Below are 16,368 nucleotides of genomic sequence, written 5' to 3' on the forward strand. Positions count from 1 at the left end.
GTGCTCACCTTTCCCGACGGCTTCCTCTGGGGCGCCTCCACGGCCGCCCACCAGATCGAGGGCAACAACATCAACAGCAACTGGTGGGTGCACGAGCACACGCCCGGCACCAGCATCGTCGAGCCATCGGGCGATGCCATGGACAGCTACCACCGGTACCGCGAGGACATGAAGCTCCTCGCCGACGCCGGCCTCGACAGCTACCGGTTCAGCGTCGAGTGGGCCCGCATCGAGCCCGAGCGCGGGTTCGTCTCGCGAGCCGAGATCGATCACTACCGGCGCATGGTCGACGCCTGCCACGAGTTCGGCCTGAAGCCGGTCGTGACGCTGATGCACTTCACGGTGCCGCGCTGGTTCGAGCGCGACGGCTTCTGGCGTGCTCCGGATGCGGCGGACCTGTTCGCGCGCTACACGGAGCTGGCGCTCCCGATCGTCTCCGACGGCGTCGAGTACGTCTGCACGATCAACGAGCCGAACATCGCCGCCATGCTGGCAGGGGGAGAGGACGCCGCCAACCTGGTCGCCTACGGCCTCCCCAATCCCGACCTCGGCGTGGCCGACGCCCTGCTCGACTCGCACAAGCGGTCCCGCGAAGTCCTGTCGCAGCTCTCCGGAGTGAAGTCGGGCTGGACCATCGCCACCCAGGCGTTCCGCGCCACGGGAGAGCCGGGCTCGGAGGAGAAGCTGCGCGAGTACGGGCACCCGCGCGACGACTGGTACCTGGAGCGCTCGGCCGGCGACGACTTCGTCGGCGTGCAGGCGTACACCCGCACCTTCATCGGGCCGTCGGGCCCGCTGCCGGTCGAGGAGGGCCTGGAGACCACCCTCACCGGCTGGGAGTTCTACCCGCCGGCGGCCGCCGAGGGTGCCCGCAGCGCATGGGAGCTCTCCGGCGGCGTCCCGGTGATGATCACCGAGAACGGCATCGCGACCGCCGACGACGAGCGCCGTATCGCGTACACCGACGCCGCGCTCCGAGAGCTGCACGCGGCGATCGAGGACGGCGTGCAGATCGACGGGTACCTGCACTGGAGCGCGCTGGACAACTACGAATGGGCCAGCGGATTCCGCCCGACGTTCGGCTTGATCGCCGTCGACCGTGAGACGTTCGTCCGCACCCCGAAGCCGAGCCTGGGCTGGTTCGGCGGAGTGGCGCGCGCGAACGGGCTCTGAACCCCGCCGTCTCTCGAATGCGCGAATGCGCCGGATCACTCCGATCCGGCGCATTCGCGTCTCCCGCACCGTGGACATCAGCGCGTGGATGCGGCACGACGCCGACGCAGGTCGGCTGCGGTGGCGACGAGACCGGTGGCGAGCACAGCCGCGCCGACCCCCGCGAGGAGCACCGCGTTCGTTCCGGTCGCCGCGAGCTGCAGCGTCCCAGCCGCTTCGACCCGGCCGCCATCACGCGCGCCCGGCACAGGCGCCGGCTCTACGGACTGCGGGGGCTCCGGGTACGGTTCGCCCGGGTCTCCCGGTTCGCCCGGGTCTCCCGGTTCGCCCGGGTCGCCGGCCAGGGGATCGGGTGGTGACGGCGGGTCGGTCTTCCCGGGACCCGGCACCTCGGAATCCGGCACTTCGGAATCCGGCACCTCGAGCTCCGGCTGCGGTTCGGCTTCATCGGCGGTGTTCACCATTTCGACGCTGATCGTCTGGCCTGCGACGATCACGAACTCGGCGCTCCCCCCTCGCGCGACTCCGTCCACGAACACCTGGACGTCACCCCACGCCACCCCGGCGATCGGGGGAAGGTCGATCTCGCCGACGACCACGCGGGTACCCGCTCGGAACCACGGCGACAGCACTGCCGGGCCGCCGAGCCGCATGCTCAACGTCCCGTCCTGATAGCCCTCAGCGGCATAGTGCGCGTCGAACGCCTGTCCCGGGTCGACGACTGCGGCAGCCGCACCGGTCATCGACTTCGCGACGGAGAACCTCCCGACCTGCTCGCCGCCCGCAGTCCCGCCACCGGATCCGGAGAGCACGATCGAGCTCGACGTGATCAGCCGGCCCACGGTCGCGTCGTTGCGGAAAGTGTCGCCGGCCCGCACCTCGCCGATCGGTCGGGTCAGGTAGTTGAGGCGGATGGCGCACGAGCCGTCGAGTCCCCGCATCACTGCGAGCGAGCGGTCCACCTCGACGGTCATCGTGAGGCCGTCGGGCGAGATGGTCCAGCGAGCGAGATCCCGGGCATCGACGACCCGCGGATACCGCGCGGGATCCGCATCGCAGCTCTGCTCCAGGTACGGGCGCCACTGCGGTCCGGGGTAGTCGCTCAGGTCGAGGAATCGATGCCCGGCGCCCTCCCCCACCCGGTCGACGATCACCAGGGGCGACGTTCCGTCGGCCGGCCATTCGCTCGAGGGCACAGCGACCTTCCACCACAGACCCTCGCCGTTCGCCAGATAGTTCGCACCCCATTTCTCGAAGCGGGTGATCACCGGCGTCGGGTCCGCCGGGCCCGGAGGCTCGGTGCCGGTCTCGCGCGGGACGATCGTGCCGCCGCCCGGGAGGGCGACCGCTGCCGTCCTCTCCCCCTCCACGACGAACGGGACCGAGGACTCCTCGGTGTCCCCGCTCGCCCGGACCGTCGCCCAGAGCGTGCCGCCGACACCGCTCCTCCCCTCGACCGCGGAGTTGAGCGTGCACGCGAGCACGGGCGGTCTCCCGGTGACCGCGCACTCCCCCATCGACTCGCCCAACGCCGTCTCGAGCGGGAACGGTGTCACATCGACGGTCGAGAAGACATCGGGGAGCTGAAGGGTGAAGCGGTACCCCGCCGCGGTGCCGTCGGGGACGGACCAGGCCGCCCGGATGAGGACGGAGTCGCCGACGGTCAGCGGCCGGGCGGTGTCGCCGGGCGGGTTCCGGGCGATCTCGATGGAGGCGGGGTCGACGCCGCCGCGCTCGGCGGCCTCGACCGGCGAGGCGACCACCACCCCCGCAGCCCCGAGGATGATGCCTGTCACTGCCGCGATCAGAGAACCGAGAACTCGCATGCGAAACCTCATCGTCTTCGTCCGTTGCGACACCCGCATGGTGCCGCGGCACACTTCCACCAGACCAGAAGATCGAGGGTGGACAGTATTGTCTGCTAGCGGTGCAGTGCTGGAGGAGGCACTTCTCCGAGTCGGGCGCGAAGACTCGCCGAGCACGGACCTCCGCCTCGGTAGTGGCCGAGCCGGTCGACTACCGAGCGGGCTCGCAGATGGTCACCCGGATCCACTCGGCGACGGTGCGTCGATTCAGCTCTCCTGAGCGCGTGAGCCGGACGAGGTCGAGGGCGTGGTCGGTGAGCCGGCCGTCTGCGGAACCCGCCGGGTCCCGCAGGACATGCAGGGCGAGCCAACGTGTGGGTCGTGCGCCGATCCGTGCCGCGACGGCCGCGATGCCGGCGAAGTGCCGGGCCTGACCATCGGTGCCGTCGTCGACGTGCGGGCGGAAACCGCGCCCACGCAGCCGATTGCGGCCGCCGCGCCCGGCGTCGACGAACCAGAGCGGGCCTCGACGGACGCCACCGACCTCCGCGCCGAGGTCGATCAGGAAGGCACGGGAGGTGGCCGACTGCGCCGCGATACGGGCAGCGGCGCTGACGAGGTCGGCGCACGCGTTCATGCCTTCAGCGTAGGCGGGTGTCCTGAGGCGGAACCGAGGGTGGTCGTCAGTGGGAGGCGATGAGTCGCAAGCCCTCGCCCCGGCCATCGAGGACGAGGGCCTGGTCGTCGGTCAGCAGCCGCAGCGGGTGGCGGGCACCGTACTCGGCGACGATCCGGCCGGTCACCTCGGCCAGCGGCGAGAGCCCGCCCGCGTGCGGCACCACGACCGTGTCGACCAGGCCCAGCCCCGACCGGTCGCCGAGCTCCGGAGCCTCCGTCGGATCGTCCATGAGCGTGATCGGCTCGATGGTCGGGCCCGCGACGACGGAGCCCGCGCTCAGGCCGATGTAGGGCAGTCCCGCCCGCACGCGATCGGTGATCGCGCGGTCGGCCCCGGTCGAGCGCATCGCGTGCAGGAGGGCGAAGGTGTTGCCGCCGGCGACGTAGAGCGCATCCACACGGTCGAGGGCCTGCTCGATCTCGTCGAGGGGCGATCCGCTCAGGCGGACGACCTCGACCCGATGACCGAACGCGGCGATCCGCTCCAGCTCTGAGCTCGCGAACGGCGCGCCGGGATCGGGGAGAGCGGCATCGGGCAGCGCGGCGTCCGGCACGTAGCCGATCCGCAGCGCCCCCGGCCGCACCGCCTCCTCGAGGAAGGCGGGAAGAGCACCGGCACCGGAGGAGAGCAGGAGGACACGCACCGTCCGATGCTATCCAGCGCGACTGCCGCGCCGCCCCGGCCCGGCCCGACGATGTCGGAGGCCCCCCGATAGACTGAGAGCCCTGATCGGCCACTCGGCCGATGCGGCCGCGGGGCACCCCGCCGGTCCGAGGCTCGAAACCTCCGGCATCCCTGATAAGACTCCGGAGGTCCCTCCATGTCCCGCGCCGTCCGCCAGCCGCACAAGTGGCTCGCCCTCGCCGTCCTCTCCCTCACCCAGCTCGTCGTCGTGCTCGACGGCACGATCGTGAACATCGCACTCCCGCAGGCGCAGGTCGCACTCGGCCTCTCCGACACCGAGCGTCAGTGGGTGGTGACCGCCTACGCGCTGGCGTTCGGCGCGCTGCTGCTGCTCGGCGGCCGCATCGCCGACTACTGGGGCCGCAAGCGCACCTACCTGGTCGGGATGGTCGGGTTCGGCATCGCCTCCGCGATCGGCGGCCTCGCCCAGAACGGGATCGAGCTGATCGGAGCCCGGGCCCTCCAGGGGGTCTTCGCCGCACTGCTCGCGCCCGCGGCGCTCGCGCTGCTGACCGTCACCTTCCCGAGCGGACGCGAACGCAACACCGCCTTCGCCGTCTTCGGGACGATCGCCGGAGCCGGTGCGGCGGTCGGCCTTCTGCTGGGCGGCGTGCTCACCGAGTTCGCCGACTGGCGCTGGTGCCTCCTGGTGAACCTCTTCTTCGTGGCCGTCGGCCTGGTCGGCGGAGCCCTGGTTCTGACCGAGAGCCGTGCGGAGGGCCGCAACCGCTACGACTGGTGGGGTGTCGTCACGGTCACCCTCGGACTCGGCTCGCTGGTCTACGGGTTCAGCCTCGCCGAGAACGGCTGGGGCCGCGTCGACACCATCGGGTTCCTCGCGGCGGGCGTGCTCCTCCTCGTCGCCTTCGTCCTCATCGAGCGCCGGGTCGCCCAGCCGCTCCTCCCGCTGCGCGTCGTGCTCGACCGTGTGCGCGGCGGGGCGTTCCTCATCCAGGCCGTCGCCGGCAGCGTGATGATCGGAGCGACCCTCTACCTGACCCTGCACCTCCAGCTCGTGCTCGGCATGCGGCCCCTCGAATCGGGGCTCGCGAGCCTCCCGCTCACCCTGGCGATCATGGCCGTCGCCCCGGTGGCGACCCGCCTGCTCGGCCGCATCGGTGCGCGCCCGCTGATGATCGCGGGTCCGCTGATCGTGGCCGTCGGGCTGGTCTACCTCAGCCGGCTGACCGTCGACGGCTCCTATCTCGCGCAGGTGCTGCCCGCCCTCGTGATCATGGGCGTCGGCATGGCCTGCGTGTTCGTGCCGCTGCAGAACCTCGCGCTCAGCGGGGTCGAGCCGCACGACGCGGGCGCGGCCTCCGCGACCGCGAACTCGGCGATGCAGATCGGCGGCTCGATCGGGCTGTCGGTCTTCACCGCGCTCTACGCCGCCGCCCTCACGACCGACGGTGCGAAGCCGGTCGACCTGACGGCCGGCTACTCGGTCGTGTTCCTGGCCGCCGCGGTCGGGATGGTGCTCGCCGCGGCGATCGCGGTCGCGCTCATCCGCGGGCCGCGCAGCCGCGCGGCGACCACGACGGCGCACGCGCAGGCCCCGATGGGTGCGCACTGACCCGATGACGTGACGTGGCGGATGCAGCACGACCTGCACCCGCCACGGGTCACGCGCCGGTGACGGGCCGGACTCAGGCCTCCGCGCGCGGGAGGGTCTCCCCGCGGAAGAAGGCCGGGAGCCGGCGTCGCATCACGAGCATCACCACGACACCGGACAACAGGATGACCATCCCGAGGATGAACACCAGCCCCACTCCTGCGACGTTCGAGCCGCTGCCGTAGGCCGGATCCATGCTGTCGACCAGCGTGGTGACGAAGAGCACGCTCAGGATGAGACCGCCCACGAGCGGGCACACGAGCGTGAAGAAGGCGTTGCGGACCGAGGCGAACCACTTCTTGCGGAAGAACCAGACGCAGGCGAACGCCGTGATTCCGTAGTAGAAGCAGATCATCATCCCGAGCGTCGTGATGGTGCCCCACAGCACGTCCTCGCTGATGAAGCGCATGACGGCGTAGAAGACGCTCGCGACGACCGCCGACACGACGGTCGAGTAGCCGGGGGTCATGAATCGGGGGCTGACCCGGGCGAAGCGGGCGGGCAGGGCGCCGTAGTGCCCCATCGCCAGCAGGGTGCGCGCCGGGGAGACGGCGGTCGACTGGAGCGACGCCGCCGAGCTGGAGAGCACGGCGATGGACATCAGGATGGCGAGCGGCCCGAGCACGGGGCCGGCGAGCGCGAAGAAGACGTTCTCCTGGATGTCGGGGTTGCCGAGGCCGATGCCGGCCTCTCCGACACCCGCGAACGAGATCGCCGCCATCGACACGAACAGGTACGCCACGACGATGATCACGACGGTCAGGGTCGCGGCACGGCCGGGAGTGGAGCGGGAGCCCTTGGTCTCCTCGGACATCGTGAGGGTCACATCCCAGCCCCAGAAGATGAAGATCGAGAGCGAGAGCCCGGCGGCGAAGGCCGAGAACGACGGGACGCCGAAGGGGTTGAACCAGTCGAGGCTGGGCACGGTCGCGTCGAACGCGGTCCCGTTCGCCACGTGGACGAACGCCACGACGCCGAACAGCACCAGCACGAGCAGCTGGAAGCCGACCAGGACGTACTGGACCTTCTGCGTGGTCTGCATGTCCCGGTACGAGATGAGCGTGGCGACCGCCATGAACGCCAGACACGTCGCCACGTTGATGAGCGGGTTCTTCGAGAGGTCCGCGATCGCCGGGTTGTGGAACACCTGCGACAGCAGCAGGTAGAGGAAGTCGACGGCGATGCCCGCCAGATTCGACAGCACGACCACCGTGGCGGCGATCAGGCCCCACCCGCCCATCCAGCCCAGGTAGGGCCCGAACGCGCGGGTCGCCCAGGTGAACGAGGTGCCGGAGTCGGGCATCGCGTTGTTGAGCTCGCGATAGCCGAATGCGACCAGCAGCATCGGGAGGAAGCCGACCAGGAAGATGGCGGGCAGGTGCACGCCCACTTCGGAGACGGTCGGTCCGAGCGCACCCGTGAGGGTGTACGCGGGCGCGATGCACGAGATGCCGATGACGACCGCGCCGATCAGCCCGACCGATCCGGCGCTCAGGCCCTTCGCGGTGCGGGTCGACCCGGTCTCGGTGGATTCCGCTGCGCTGCGGGTGCTCATTCGGTGGTACTCCTACGGGGCCGCGCGGGGCACGACGATCATCGGGACGGGCAGTTCGCGCAGCATCGTGGCCGCTGTGGTGCCGAGGAACAGTCGGCTCTGCTGCGCGAGGCGGCTGGAGCCGACGACGACGACCTCGCCCGGCAGCCAGTCGAGGGAGGCGACGGCGTGCGAGATGCTGTCGCCCGGAGCCACGGAGGCCGTGGCCTCGACGCCCTCGGGGAGTTCTGCGCGCGCCTCCTGGAGGACCGCCGCCGCGTGGTGCTCGCCGACGCGTGCCTTGGCCGGGTCCACCCCCGGGAGGTCGAGCGCGAGCAGCGAGACGAGCCGGAGCGGCGCGTGGGCCGTGGCCGAGAGACGTGCACTGGTGGCGAGGACGGCATCCGCCCCCTCGCGCGTGCCGACCATGCCGGTCACGCGCGAGAGCGGCGCCGCGGTGGTGCGCGACCCCTCCGGGGCCAGCATCACCGGGATGGGGGATGCGTGCAGCATGGAGCCCGCCACCGATCCCACCGTGAATCGACCGAGCAGGCCGTCCCGCGCTGCACCCACGACGATGAGTGCGGCACGGCCTGCGTCGGCAGCTGTGAGCAGTCCCTGCGCGAGGGAGTCGCCGTAGACGACCCTCTCGCGCGAGGGGACCGAAGCGGGGATGCGGGAACGGGCATCCCCCAGCCATCCCTCCGCGGTCTCGCGGAGGAGGGCGTCGTAGCCGGGATCGTTGGGAACGATGGACGGCCGCGAGTTCATCGGCAGGACCACCACGACATCCAGCCGCGCACCCGTCGACCCGGCCAGGGCGGCGGCCGCCGCGAGGGCGTCCTCCCCGGCCGGGGTGGCTGTGTAGCCGACGAGGATGCGCGGCGGAGTCGTGGCGGTCATGTCAGCTCGCCGGGATGAGCGTGTACTTGGTGCTCAGGTACTCGTGGATGCCCTCGAGACCGCCCTCGCGGCCCAGCCCCGACTGCTTGACGCCGCCGAACGGAGCTGCGGCGTTGGAGACCAGGCCGGTGTTGAGCCCCATCATCCCGGTGTCGACGCTGTCGATCAGACGCTGGCCGCGGGCGAGGTCCTGCGTGAAGACGTAGCCGACGAGTCCGTACTCGGTCTCGTTGGCCTTCTCCACGGCCTCCTGCTCGGTGGAGAACGTCGAGATCGCGAGGATCGGCCCGAAGATCTCCTCGCGGAGGATCTCGCTGCCGGGCGCGATGTCGGTGATGACGGTCGGCTCGAAGAAGAAGCCGTCGCTCTCGGGGGCCGAGCCGCCGGTCAGCACACGTGCGCCGCGCGCGACGGCGTCGTCGACCAGTGCCGCCATCGAGGCGACCGCGCGGTCGTCGATGAGCGGACCGAGAGTGACGCCGTCGTCGGTGCCGCGGCCGATGCGGAGGGCGTTGACGCGCTCGGTGACGCGGGCCGCGAACTCCTCCGCGACCGACTCGTGCACGATGAAGCGGTTGGCTGCGGTGCACGCCTGCCCCATGTTGCGGAACTTCGCGAGCATCGCACCTTCGACGGCCTTGCCGAGATCCGCGTCCTCGAAGACGACGAACGGGGCGTTGCCGCCGAGCTCCATCGACGTGCGCAGGACGTTCTGGCCCGCCTGGGCGAGCAGCGCCCGGCCGACGGGGGTCGAGCCCGTGAACGACAGCTTGCGCAGGCGCGGGTCGGCGATGATCGGGGCGGAGACGGCGCCGGAGGTCGACGTCGGGATGACGTTGACCACACCGGCCGGCACACCGGCGTCGGCGAGGAGCTGTGCGAAGAACAGCGTGGTGAGCGGGGTCAGCTCGGCCGGCTTCACGACGACAGTGCAGCCCGCTGCCAGAGCCGGCGCGATCTTGCGCGTCGCCATCGCGAGCGGGAAGTTCCACGGCGTGATGAAGAAGCTCGGGCCCACCGGGCGCTGCGAGACGACCATGGTGCCGGTGCCCTCGGGGTTCGAGCCGAAGCGGCCGGAGATGCGCACCGCCTCCTCGGAGAACCAGCGCAGGAACTCGCCGCCGTAGGTGACCTCGCCGTTGGCCTCGGCCAGCGGCTTGCCCATCTCGAGCGTCATCAGGAGCGCGAAGTCGTCGCGTCGCTCCTGGAGCAGGTCGAACGCGCGGCGCAGGATCTCGGCGCGGGTGCGGGGCGGGGTCGCCGCCCACGCCGCCGCCGCCTCGTCGGCCGCGGCCAGAGCGCGGAGGCCGTCCTCCGGGGTCGCGTTCGCGATGCGCTTGATCACGCGGCCGGTGGCCGGGTCCTGGACCTGGATCGGGTCTCGGGATCCGGCCTCCCAGCGGCCGGCGATGAACAGGCCGTCGGGGACACGGGCGAGCAGCTCGTTCTCGCGGGTGGTCAGGTCGGGGGCGGTGTCGACGGCGCTCATGCGTTGGCCACCGCCTCCGCGACGACGTCCAGCCCCTCGATGAGGAGGTGGTCCGGGATGCTGAGCGGCGGCAGGAAGCGGATGACGTTGCCGTAGGTGCCGCAGGTGAGCAGCACCACGCCCGCGGCGTGGGCGGCGGCCGCGACCTTCGAGGTCAGGGCCGCATCGGGCGCCCCGGTCTCGGCGTCGACGAGCTCGATGGCCACCATCGCGCCACGACCGCGCACCTCGGCGACGCGCGGGTCGGCGTCGCGCAGGGCGCCGAGCTTCTCGAAGAGGATGTCGCCGATCGCGCGGGCGCGCTCGACGAGGCCGTCCTGCTCGTAGGTCTCGATCGCGGCGAGGGCCGCGACGCAGGCGAGCGGGTTGCCGCCGTAGGTGCCGCCGAGGCCGCCGACGTGCGGCGCGTCCATGATCTCGGCGCGGCCCGTGACGGCGGAGAGCGGCAGGCCGCCGGCGATGCCCTTGGCCGTGACGATCAGGTCGGGCACGAGGCCGAACTGCTCGGAGGCGAACATGGTGCCGGTGCGGGCGAAGCCGGTCTGCACCTCGTCGGCGATGAAGACGACGCCGTTGGCGCTCGCCCACTCCTGCAGCGCGGGGAGGAATCCGTCGGCCGGGACGATGAAGCCGCCCTCGCCCTGGATCGGCTCGATGATGATCGCGGCGAGGTTGCTCGCGCCGATCTGCTTCTCGATCATCGTGATGGCGCGCTCGGCGGCCTCGGCGCCGGAGAGGCCGCCGTCGCGCAGCGGGTAGCTGAGCGGCGCGCGGTAGATCTCGGGGGCGAACGGGCCGAAGCCGTTCTTGTACGGCTGGTTCTTCGCCGTCAGGCCCATCGTGAGGTTGGTGCGGCCGTGGTAGGCGTGGTCGAACGCGACGACGGCCTGCTTGCCGGTGTAGTGCCGGGCGATCTTGACCGCGTTCTCCACGGCCTCCGCGCCGGAGTTGAAGAGGGCGCTGCGCTTGTCGTGGTCGCCGGGGGTGAGCCGGTTGAGCGCCTCGGCGACGTCGACGTAGGAGTCGTAGGGGGCGACCGTGAAGCAGGTGTGCGTGAACGCGGCGACCTGCGCGGTGACGGCCTCGACCACGCGCGGGGCCGAGTTGCCGACGCCGGTCACGGCGATGCCGGAGCCGAGGTCGATGAGGGAGTTGCCGTCGACGTCGACGATGACTCCCCCGCCCGCGGCGACGGTGTAGACGGGGATGGTGGCACCGACTCCGGCGGCGACGGCGCGGGACTTGCGCTCGGAGCGCTTGCGCGACTCGGGGCCGGGGATCGGGGTGACGAGCCGGCGCTCCTGCGGGAGCGTAGGTCCGCCGACGGGTGTGGTGATGGCGGGGTCGGTGATGGTCATGGCGGCATCGTAAGGAGAGCGGCGCGACGCTGTCCTGGACAACCCGTACAATTCGTTGAGTCGGATTCGACACCCTGTCAGATCGGAAGGCGCCGATGCCCGCGACCCTCTCCCAGCTCCTCGCTCGACCCGAGCTCGGCCTCACCCTGCTCACGCCGGCCGGCGTCGGCGACCCCGAGACACCGGTGCCCTGGGCGCACAGCTCGGAGCTGGCCGATCCCACGCCCTTCCTCTCCCCCGGCCAGGTGCTGCTCATCACGAAGACACCCGACGACGTCGACGCCTACGTCGCCCGTCTGGTCGAGCACGGCGTCGCCGGGCTCGGCTTCGGCACGGAGGTCGTGCGGGCCGGCACCCCCGACGCCCTCGTCGAGGCCTGCGCGCAGCGCGGCCTCCCGCTCTTCGAGGTGCCGTACCGCACGCCGTTCATCGCCATCGCACGGTTCGTCGCCGACCGCGTCGCCGCGGATGCGTACGCCCGCAACACCTGGGCGCTGCGCGCCTCCCGCGCCATCTCGCTCGCCGCGCTGCGCCCCGACCCGCTCGCCGCGGTGCTCGCCGAGCTGGCCCGGCAGATCGAACGCCCGGTCGCGCTGATCGGGGCGGATGGCGTGCTCGACCGCATCTCGCCGTCCGGCGCCCTCACGGCGGGCGCCCGCGCGACCCTCGTCGCCGAAGCCGACCCCCTGCTGCGCAGCCGCCGCCGAGCGGCCGGGTCGGTCTCGACCGAAGCGGGCGCGTTCGCTTTGCAGACGCTGGGTGCCGCCGGGCGACTGCGCGGGGTGCTGGCGATCGGTTCCGACGGACTCGACCCCGCCGCCCAGCAGGTCGTCACCGGCGTGGTCGCCCTGGCCGGGCTCGCACTCGAGCAGAGCCGTGCCACGGACGCCGCCCGCGCCCGTCTGCGCACGGCGGTCTGGCGGGCGCTCGTCTCGGGCGATCGCGCCCTCGCGGAGTCCGTCGCCGAGCCGGTGCTCGGCGCACTGCCGGAAGCCCCGGTGCGGGTCACGGTACTGACCGGGACGGCCCTCGCGGCCGCGGCCGACTGGCTCGAGTCGCACACCGAGGGGTTCTACGCGCGCGACGGACAAGAGCTGGTACTGGTGGAGTCGGAGGCGGACTCCGGCCCGGCCGGCACGGCGCCCACCGCCGCCGCCCGTTTCGACCTGCGGGGCGGCACCTCCGCCCCGAGCGCGCTGGCCGACCTCCCGACCGCACTGGCGCAGGCCGAGGTGGCTCGCCAGCGGGCGACGCCGAAGGTTCCGGTCCCGTCGTTCGATGACGTCGCCGCGGCCGGGATGCTCGCCCTGCTGCAGACCCCGGACGCCCGCGCGGTCGCCCAGACCGCCCTCGCGCCGCTCGCCGCGGCCGACCCGGGTCTGACGGATCTGCTGCGCACCTGGCTCGACAGCGACGGCGTCTACGACATCGCCGCCCGCCGCCTCGGCATCCACCGCCACACCCTTCGCGCCCGTGTGGCCGAGGCGGAGCGCCTGCTCGGTCGCGACCTCAGCGGCTTCGCCGCCCGGGCCGACCTCTACGCCGCACTCCGCGCGACCGCGTAGCCGCCCGCCCCGCCTCCTCCCCACCCCGGGCCGGGAGGTTCGAGGGAGGAGGGAGGGGGTCAGGCCTCGCGGGTGATCGAGACGGAGACGAACAGCTCGGAGCCGCTTCCGCCGGCGAACACCCCGCGCAACGGCGTGACGTCGGTGTAGTCGCGCCCGTGGCCGACGCGCACGTGGCGGTCGCCGATGTCGATGCCGTTCGTCGGGTCGAAGCCGTGCCAGGCGCCGCAGAACCATTCGACCCACGCGTGCGACTCGCCCGTCACCGTCTCGCCGATGGCCGCCTCCGCCTTCGGGTGCAGATAGCCCGAGACGTATCGCGCCGGGATGCCCGCCGACCGCAGCGCGCCGATGGCGACGTGCGCGATGTCCTGGCAGACGCCGCTCCGCGACTCCCACGCCTCGGCCGCCGTCGTGCGCACGCCGGTCACGCCGCTGACGTACTCCATCCCGTCGCCCACGGCCGCCACGATGGCGCGCGCGACGGCGCACGGGTCGTCCGCGCCGCTCTCGGCGGTCGTCGCCCGGGCGGTCGCCGCGAGTTCGACGAGCGATTCGGGCGGCGCGGTGAGGGGCGTCTGGCGCAGCTGCTGCACGCATTCGCCGGAGCGCCGCACGGCCTCCACCAGCTCCTCCCAGCCGAGACCGGCGACGGGATGCGGCGCCTCCAGCACCTCGACGAGACTGCTCGCGGTGATGGTGAGCTCGCGGTGCGGGTCGAGCACGTCGAACGCCAGCACCCGGGTGCCCCAGTAGTCCGTGTACTGATGATGCGACGACACCGGCTGCACGTCGAGGGACGCGTGCAGCACCAGCTGCCGCTCGCCCGAGAGCGGCAGCATCCGCGCCTCGTTGTACGACGCGGTCACCTCGCCCTCGTACCGGTACCCGGTCGAGTGCGTGACCCGGAGGCGTTTCATACCTTCTCTCCGATCCAGCTCGGCGCGGCGTGCTCCGGGAAGTAGCGCTGGGTGACGGCCGCCGTGGCCGCGCTCGTCGCATCCTGGATCGCGGACATGTAGGCGGGCAGGTCGTCGAGCACGTCGGCGACCGGACGGAACTCGAGTTCGCTCTGCACCTGCCCGAGCAGCCGGACCGCGCGATCGGAGACTCCCGCACGCTCGGTGCGCGGCTCGATGTCGCGCAGGCTGTCGACCGCCCGGGTGACCGAGTACAGGATCGACCGCGGGAACAGCCGGTCGTGGAGCAGGAATTCGGCCGCGTTGCGCGCCGACGGCACCCCTCGGTACGTGCGCAGGTAGGCCTCGTATGCGCCGCAGGAGCGCAAGATGGTCGTCCAGCTGGGACCGCTGGCCTCGGTCAGCGAGCGCGTCGCAAGCAGTCGCGCCGTCATGTCGGCGCGCTCCAGGCTGCGGCCCAGTGTGAAGAAGTGCCAGGCCTCGTCGCGGCTCGCGCCGGACTCCATGATCCCCACGGCGAGCGCCGTGCGGTCGCGGACCCAGGTGAAGAACTCGTGCACCTTGTCGCTCGTGACCCGGCGCGGCATCCGGGCCGCCGTGGTGTTGAGGCATTCCCACAGCTCGGTGGAGACGATCTCGCGGGCGCGTCGCGCGTTCTCCCGTGCGGCTCCGAGCGAGTAGACGATGGAGGCCGGGGCTCCGCGGTCGACAGCGAGGATCCGCAGCACATCCTCCCGGGCGAGCGCACCGTCGGGGGCGTCGCTGCCCATCACGCCGAGCAGGGAACGGCAGGCGGTGTCCTCGTCGATCCAGGGGTCTTCGAGCAGGAGTTGGAGGTGCACGTCGAGGATGCGGGCGGTGCCGTCGCTGCGCTCGATGTAGCGGCCGATCCAGAACAGCGAGGAGGCGATGCGGCTCAGCATGCGGGCGCCTCCACCCCGTCGGCCGGCGTCGATCCGCCGCGTGGTCGTTGCTGCTGGTTCTGCTGCTGCTGTTGCTGCTGTTGCTGCTGGTCCGCGCGGGGGGCGTCCTCCTCCGAGTGGTCGGGGGCGTGCTGAGCCGCGTAGGTCGCCAGCGCCGATGCCTGGTCGGCGACGAGCCCGGCGACCGCTCGGGGTTCGTGGCCGCCCTCCGTCTCGACCGGGACGCCGGCCGTGCCGACGACCCACGTGTCTTTGGAGCCGCCGCCCTGGCTGCTGTTCACGACGAGCTGGCCTTCGGCGAGTGCCACCCGGGTCAGGCCGCCGGGGAGCACCCACACATCGCGTCCGTCGTTCACGGCGAACGGGCGCAGGTCGACGTGGCGGGGTCGCATGCCGTCTTCGACCAGTGTCGGGATGGTGGAGAGCTGCACGACGGGCTGCGCGATCCAGCCGCGCGGGTCGGCGACCAGGCGGGCGCGCAGCTCGGCGAGTTCGCGCCGGGAGGCGTCCGGGCCGATCACCAGCCCCTTGCCGCCGGAGCCGTCGACCGGTTTGACCACCAGTTCGTCCAGGCGGTCCAGCACCTCGGCGAGCGCGTCGGGCTCCTCCAGCCGCCAGGTGTCCACGTTCGGGAGGATGGGCTCCTCGGCCAGGTAGTACCGGATCAGGTCGGGCACGTAGGTGTAGACCAGCTTGTCGTCCGCGACGCCGTTGCCGACCGCGTTCGCGATGGTGACGTTGCCGAGGCGGGCCGCCAGCATGAGTCCGGGGGTGCCGAGCACCGAGTCGACCCGGAACTGCAGGGGGTCGATGAAGTCGTCGTCAATGCGTCGGTAGATCACGTCGACCCGCTGCGGACCGCTCGTGGTGCGCATCCACACCTTCCCGGCGGAGCAGAACAGGTCCCGGCCCTCCACCAGCTCGACACCCATCAGGCGGGCGAGGAGGGTGTGCTCGAAGTAGGCGGAGTTGTGGACGCCGGGGGTGAGCACGACCACGTTCGGATTCTCCATGCCGCCCGGCGCGCTCGCCTTGAGCGCTTGCAGGAGCCGGTACGGGTAGTCCCCGACCGGACGCACTCGCATCGAGGTGAACAGTTCGGGTAGGGTCTGGGCCATCACACGGCGGTTCGAGATGACGTAGCTGACACCGCTGGGCACGCGCACGTTGTCCTCGAGCACGCGCCAGTCGCCGACCTCGTCGCGGATGAGGTCGATGCCGGAGACCTGGATGCGCACGCCGTTCGCGCTCTCCACGCCCGCGGCGGACCGGTGGAAGTGTGCCGACGAGGTGATGAGTCCGGCCGGGATCACGCCGTCGCGCACGGCATTCTGCGCCCCGTACACGTCGCTGAGAAAGGCCTCCAATGCACGCACTCGCTGGCCGACCCCTGCTTCGATGTGCGCCCACTCGGGCTGTTCGATCACGCGCGGCACGGCGTCGAGCGGGAATGGGCGCTCCTCGCCCGCGAAGTCGAACGTGACGCCCTGCGCCAGGTAGGAGCTGGCGAGCGCGTCCGTGCGACCGCGGAGCTCGTCCTGGGTCATCGCGGCGAGCGCCGCGAACAGCTCGCGGTAGGCCGGCCGCGTCTCGGAGGTCTGCGCGCGCCGGGCATCCCCGAACATCTCGTCGAACGGCGTGGCCCGCCCGCGCCGGCGCCGCGTCGCCTGCGCACCGTATCCGCCGAACAGATCTCCCATGGGCTGACGCTAGCGCCGTGGCG

General features: G+C 71.9%; 13 protein-coding genes. 3 read left to right on the plus strand and 10 right to left on the minus strand.

Annotated features, from left to right (window positions below):
* Positions 1-1,173: a glycoside hydrolase family 1 protein gene (locus ACFVU2_RS01285; RefSeq protein ID WP_387870047.1), complete on the plus strand. Its 1,173-nt coding sequence runs from the start codon at positions 1-3 to the stop codon at positions 1,171-1,173.
* A gap of 77 nt (positions 1,174-1,250) precedes the next feature.
* Here ACFVU2_RS01285 and ACFVU2_RS01290 read toward each other — a convergent pair whose 3' ends face one another.
* The 3 genes from ACFVU2_RS01290 to ACFVU2_RS01300 all read right to left on the minus strand — a co-directional run bounded on the left by ACFVU2_RS01290 (position 1,251) and on the right by ACFVU2_RS01300 (position 4,300).
* The gene (locus ACFVU2_RS01290; protein WP_387870049.1) at positions 1,251-2,969 is read right to left on the minus strand and encodes a DUF5979 domain-containing protein; all 1,719 of its coding nucleotides are present in this window, start codon (positions 2,967-2,969) and stop codon (positions 1,251-1,253) included.
* Between the two features lie 220 nt (positions 2,970-3,189).
* The gene (locus ACFVU2_RS01295; RefSeq protein WP_387870051.1) at positions 3,190-3,615 is read right to left on the minus strand and encodes a hypothetical protein; all 426 of its coding nucleotides are present in this window, start codon (positions 3,613-3,615) and stop codon (positions 3,190-3,192) included.
* A 46-nt stretch (positions 3,616-3,661) separates the two neighbouring features.
* A complete protein-coding gene (locus ACFVU2_RS01300) occupies positions 3,662-4,300 on the minus strand; it encodes a Type 1 glutamine amidotransferase-like domain-containing protein (RefSeq protein ID WP_387870052.1) in 639 nt (212 codons plus the stop codon).
* Between the two features lie 177 nt (positions 4,301-4,477).
* On the opposite strand from ACFVU2_RS01300, the gene ACFVU2_RS01305 reads away from it, so the two are divergent.
* Positions 4,478-5,914, plus strand: coding sequence for an MFS transporter (locus ACFVU2_RS01305; protein WP_387870054.1), 1,437 nt, complete (start codon positions 4,478-4,480; stop codon positions 5,912-5,914).
* A gap of 73 nt (positions 5,915-5,987) precedes the next feature.
* Here ACFVU2_RS01305 and ACFVU2_RS01310 read toward each other — a convergent pair whose 3' ends face one another.
* From ACFVU2_RS01310 to gabT, 4 genes are read right to left on the minus strand one after another with little or no spacing between them, the layout of a single operon-like run.
* On the minus strand, positions 5,988-7,508 hold the full coding sequence (locus ACFVU2_RS01310) for an APC family permease (protein ID WP_387870056.1): 1,521 nt from the start codon (positions 7,506-7,508) through the stop codon (positions 5,988-5,990).
* 12 nt (positions 7,509-7,520) lie between these two features.
* Positions 7,521-8,390, minus strand: a complete 870-nt coding sequence (locus ACFVU2_RS01315; RefSeq protein WP_387870058.1) for a universal stress protein — start codon at positions 8,388-8,390, stop codon at positions 7,521-7,523.
* A gap of 1 nt (position 8,391) precedes the next feature.
* Positions 8,392-9,879 carry an NAD-dependent succinate-semialdehyde dehydrogenase gene (locus tag ACFVU2_RS01320; RefSeq protein WP_387870059.1) on the minus strand — a complete coding sequence of 496 codons (1,488 nt, stop codon included), beginning with the start codon at positions 9,877-9,879 and terminating at the stop codon, positions 8,392-8,394.
* Positions 9,876-11,237, minus strand: a complete 1,362-nt coding sequence (gene gabT, locus ACFVU2_RS01325; RefSeq protein ID WP_387870061.1) for a 4-aminobutyrate--2-oxoglutarate transaminase — start codon at positions 11,235-11,237, stop codon at positions 9,876-9,878. Before gabT ends, ACFVU2_RS01320 begins: the two co-directional genes overlap by 4 nt.
* Before the next feature lie 95 nt (positions 11,238-11,332).
* On the opposite strand from gabT, the gene ACFVU2_RS01330 reads away from it, so the two are divergent.
* Positions 11,333-12,802, plus strand: a complete 1,470-nt coding sequence (locus tag ACFVU2_RS01330; RefSeq protein WP_387870063.1) for a PucR family transcriptional regulator — start codon at positions 11,333-11,335, stop codon at positions 12,800-12,802.
* 59 nt (positions 12,803-12,861) lie between these two features.
* Here the strand turns inward: ACFVU2_RS01330 and ACFVU2_RS01335 are convergent, their stop codons facing one another.
* The 3 genes from ACFVU2_RS01335 to ACFVU2_RS01345 are packed head-to-tail and all read right to left on the minus strand — an operon-like array spanning position 12,862 to position 16,345.
* On the minus strand, positions 12,862-13,722 hold the full coding sequence (locus ACFVU2_RS01335; protein ID WP_387870065.1) for a transglutaminase N-terminal domain-containing protein: 861 nt from the start codon (positions 13,720-13,722) through the stop codon (positions 12,862-12,864).
* Complete coding sequence (locus tag ACFVU2_RS01340; protein WP_387870067.1) at positions 13,719-14,645, minus strand: alpha-E domain-containing protein; 927 nt, start codon at positions 14,643-14,645, stop codon at positions 13,719-13,721. The genes ACFVU2_RS01335 and ACFVU2_RS01340 overlap by 4 nt, the downstream gene beginning before the upstream one ends.
* Positions 14,639-16,345 (minus strand): circularly permuted type 2 ATP-grasp protein, encoded by a 1,707-nt coding sequence (locus ACFVU2_RS01345; protein WP_387870069.1) that lies wholly within the window; start codon positions 16,343-16,345, stop codon positions 14,639-14,641. Before ACFVU2_RS01345 ends, ACFVU2_RS01340 begins: the two co-directional genes overlap by 7 nt.
* Positions 16,346-16,368: the final 23 nt, after the last annotated feature.

The sequence above is a fragment of the Leifsonia sp. NPDC058194 genome (assembly GCF_042883605.1).
In the GTDB taxonomy this organism is placed as follows: Bacteria; Actinomycetota; Actinomycetes; order Actinomycetales; family Microbacteriaceae; genus Leifsonia.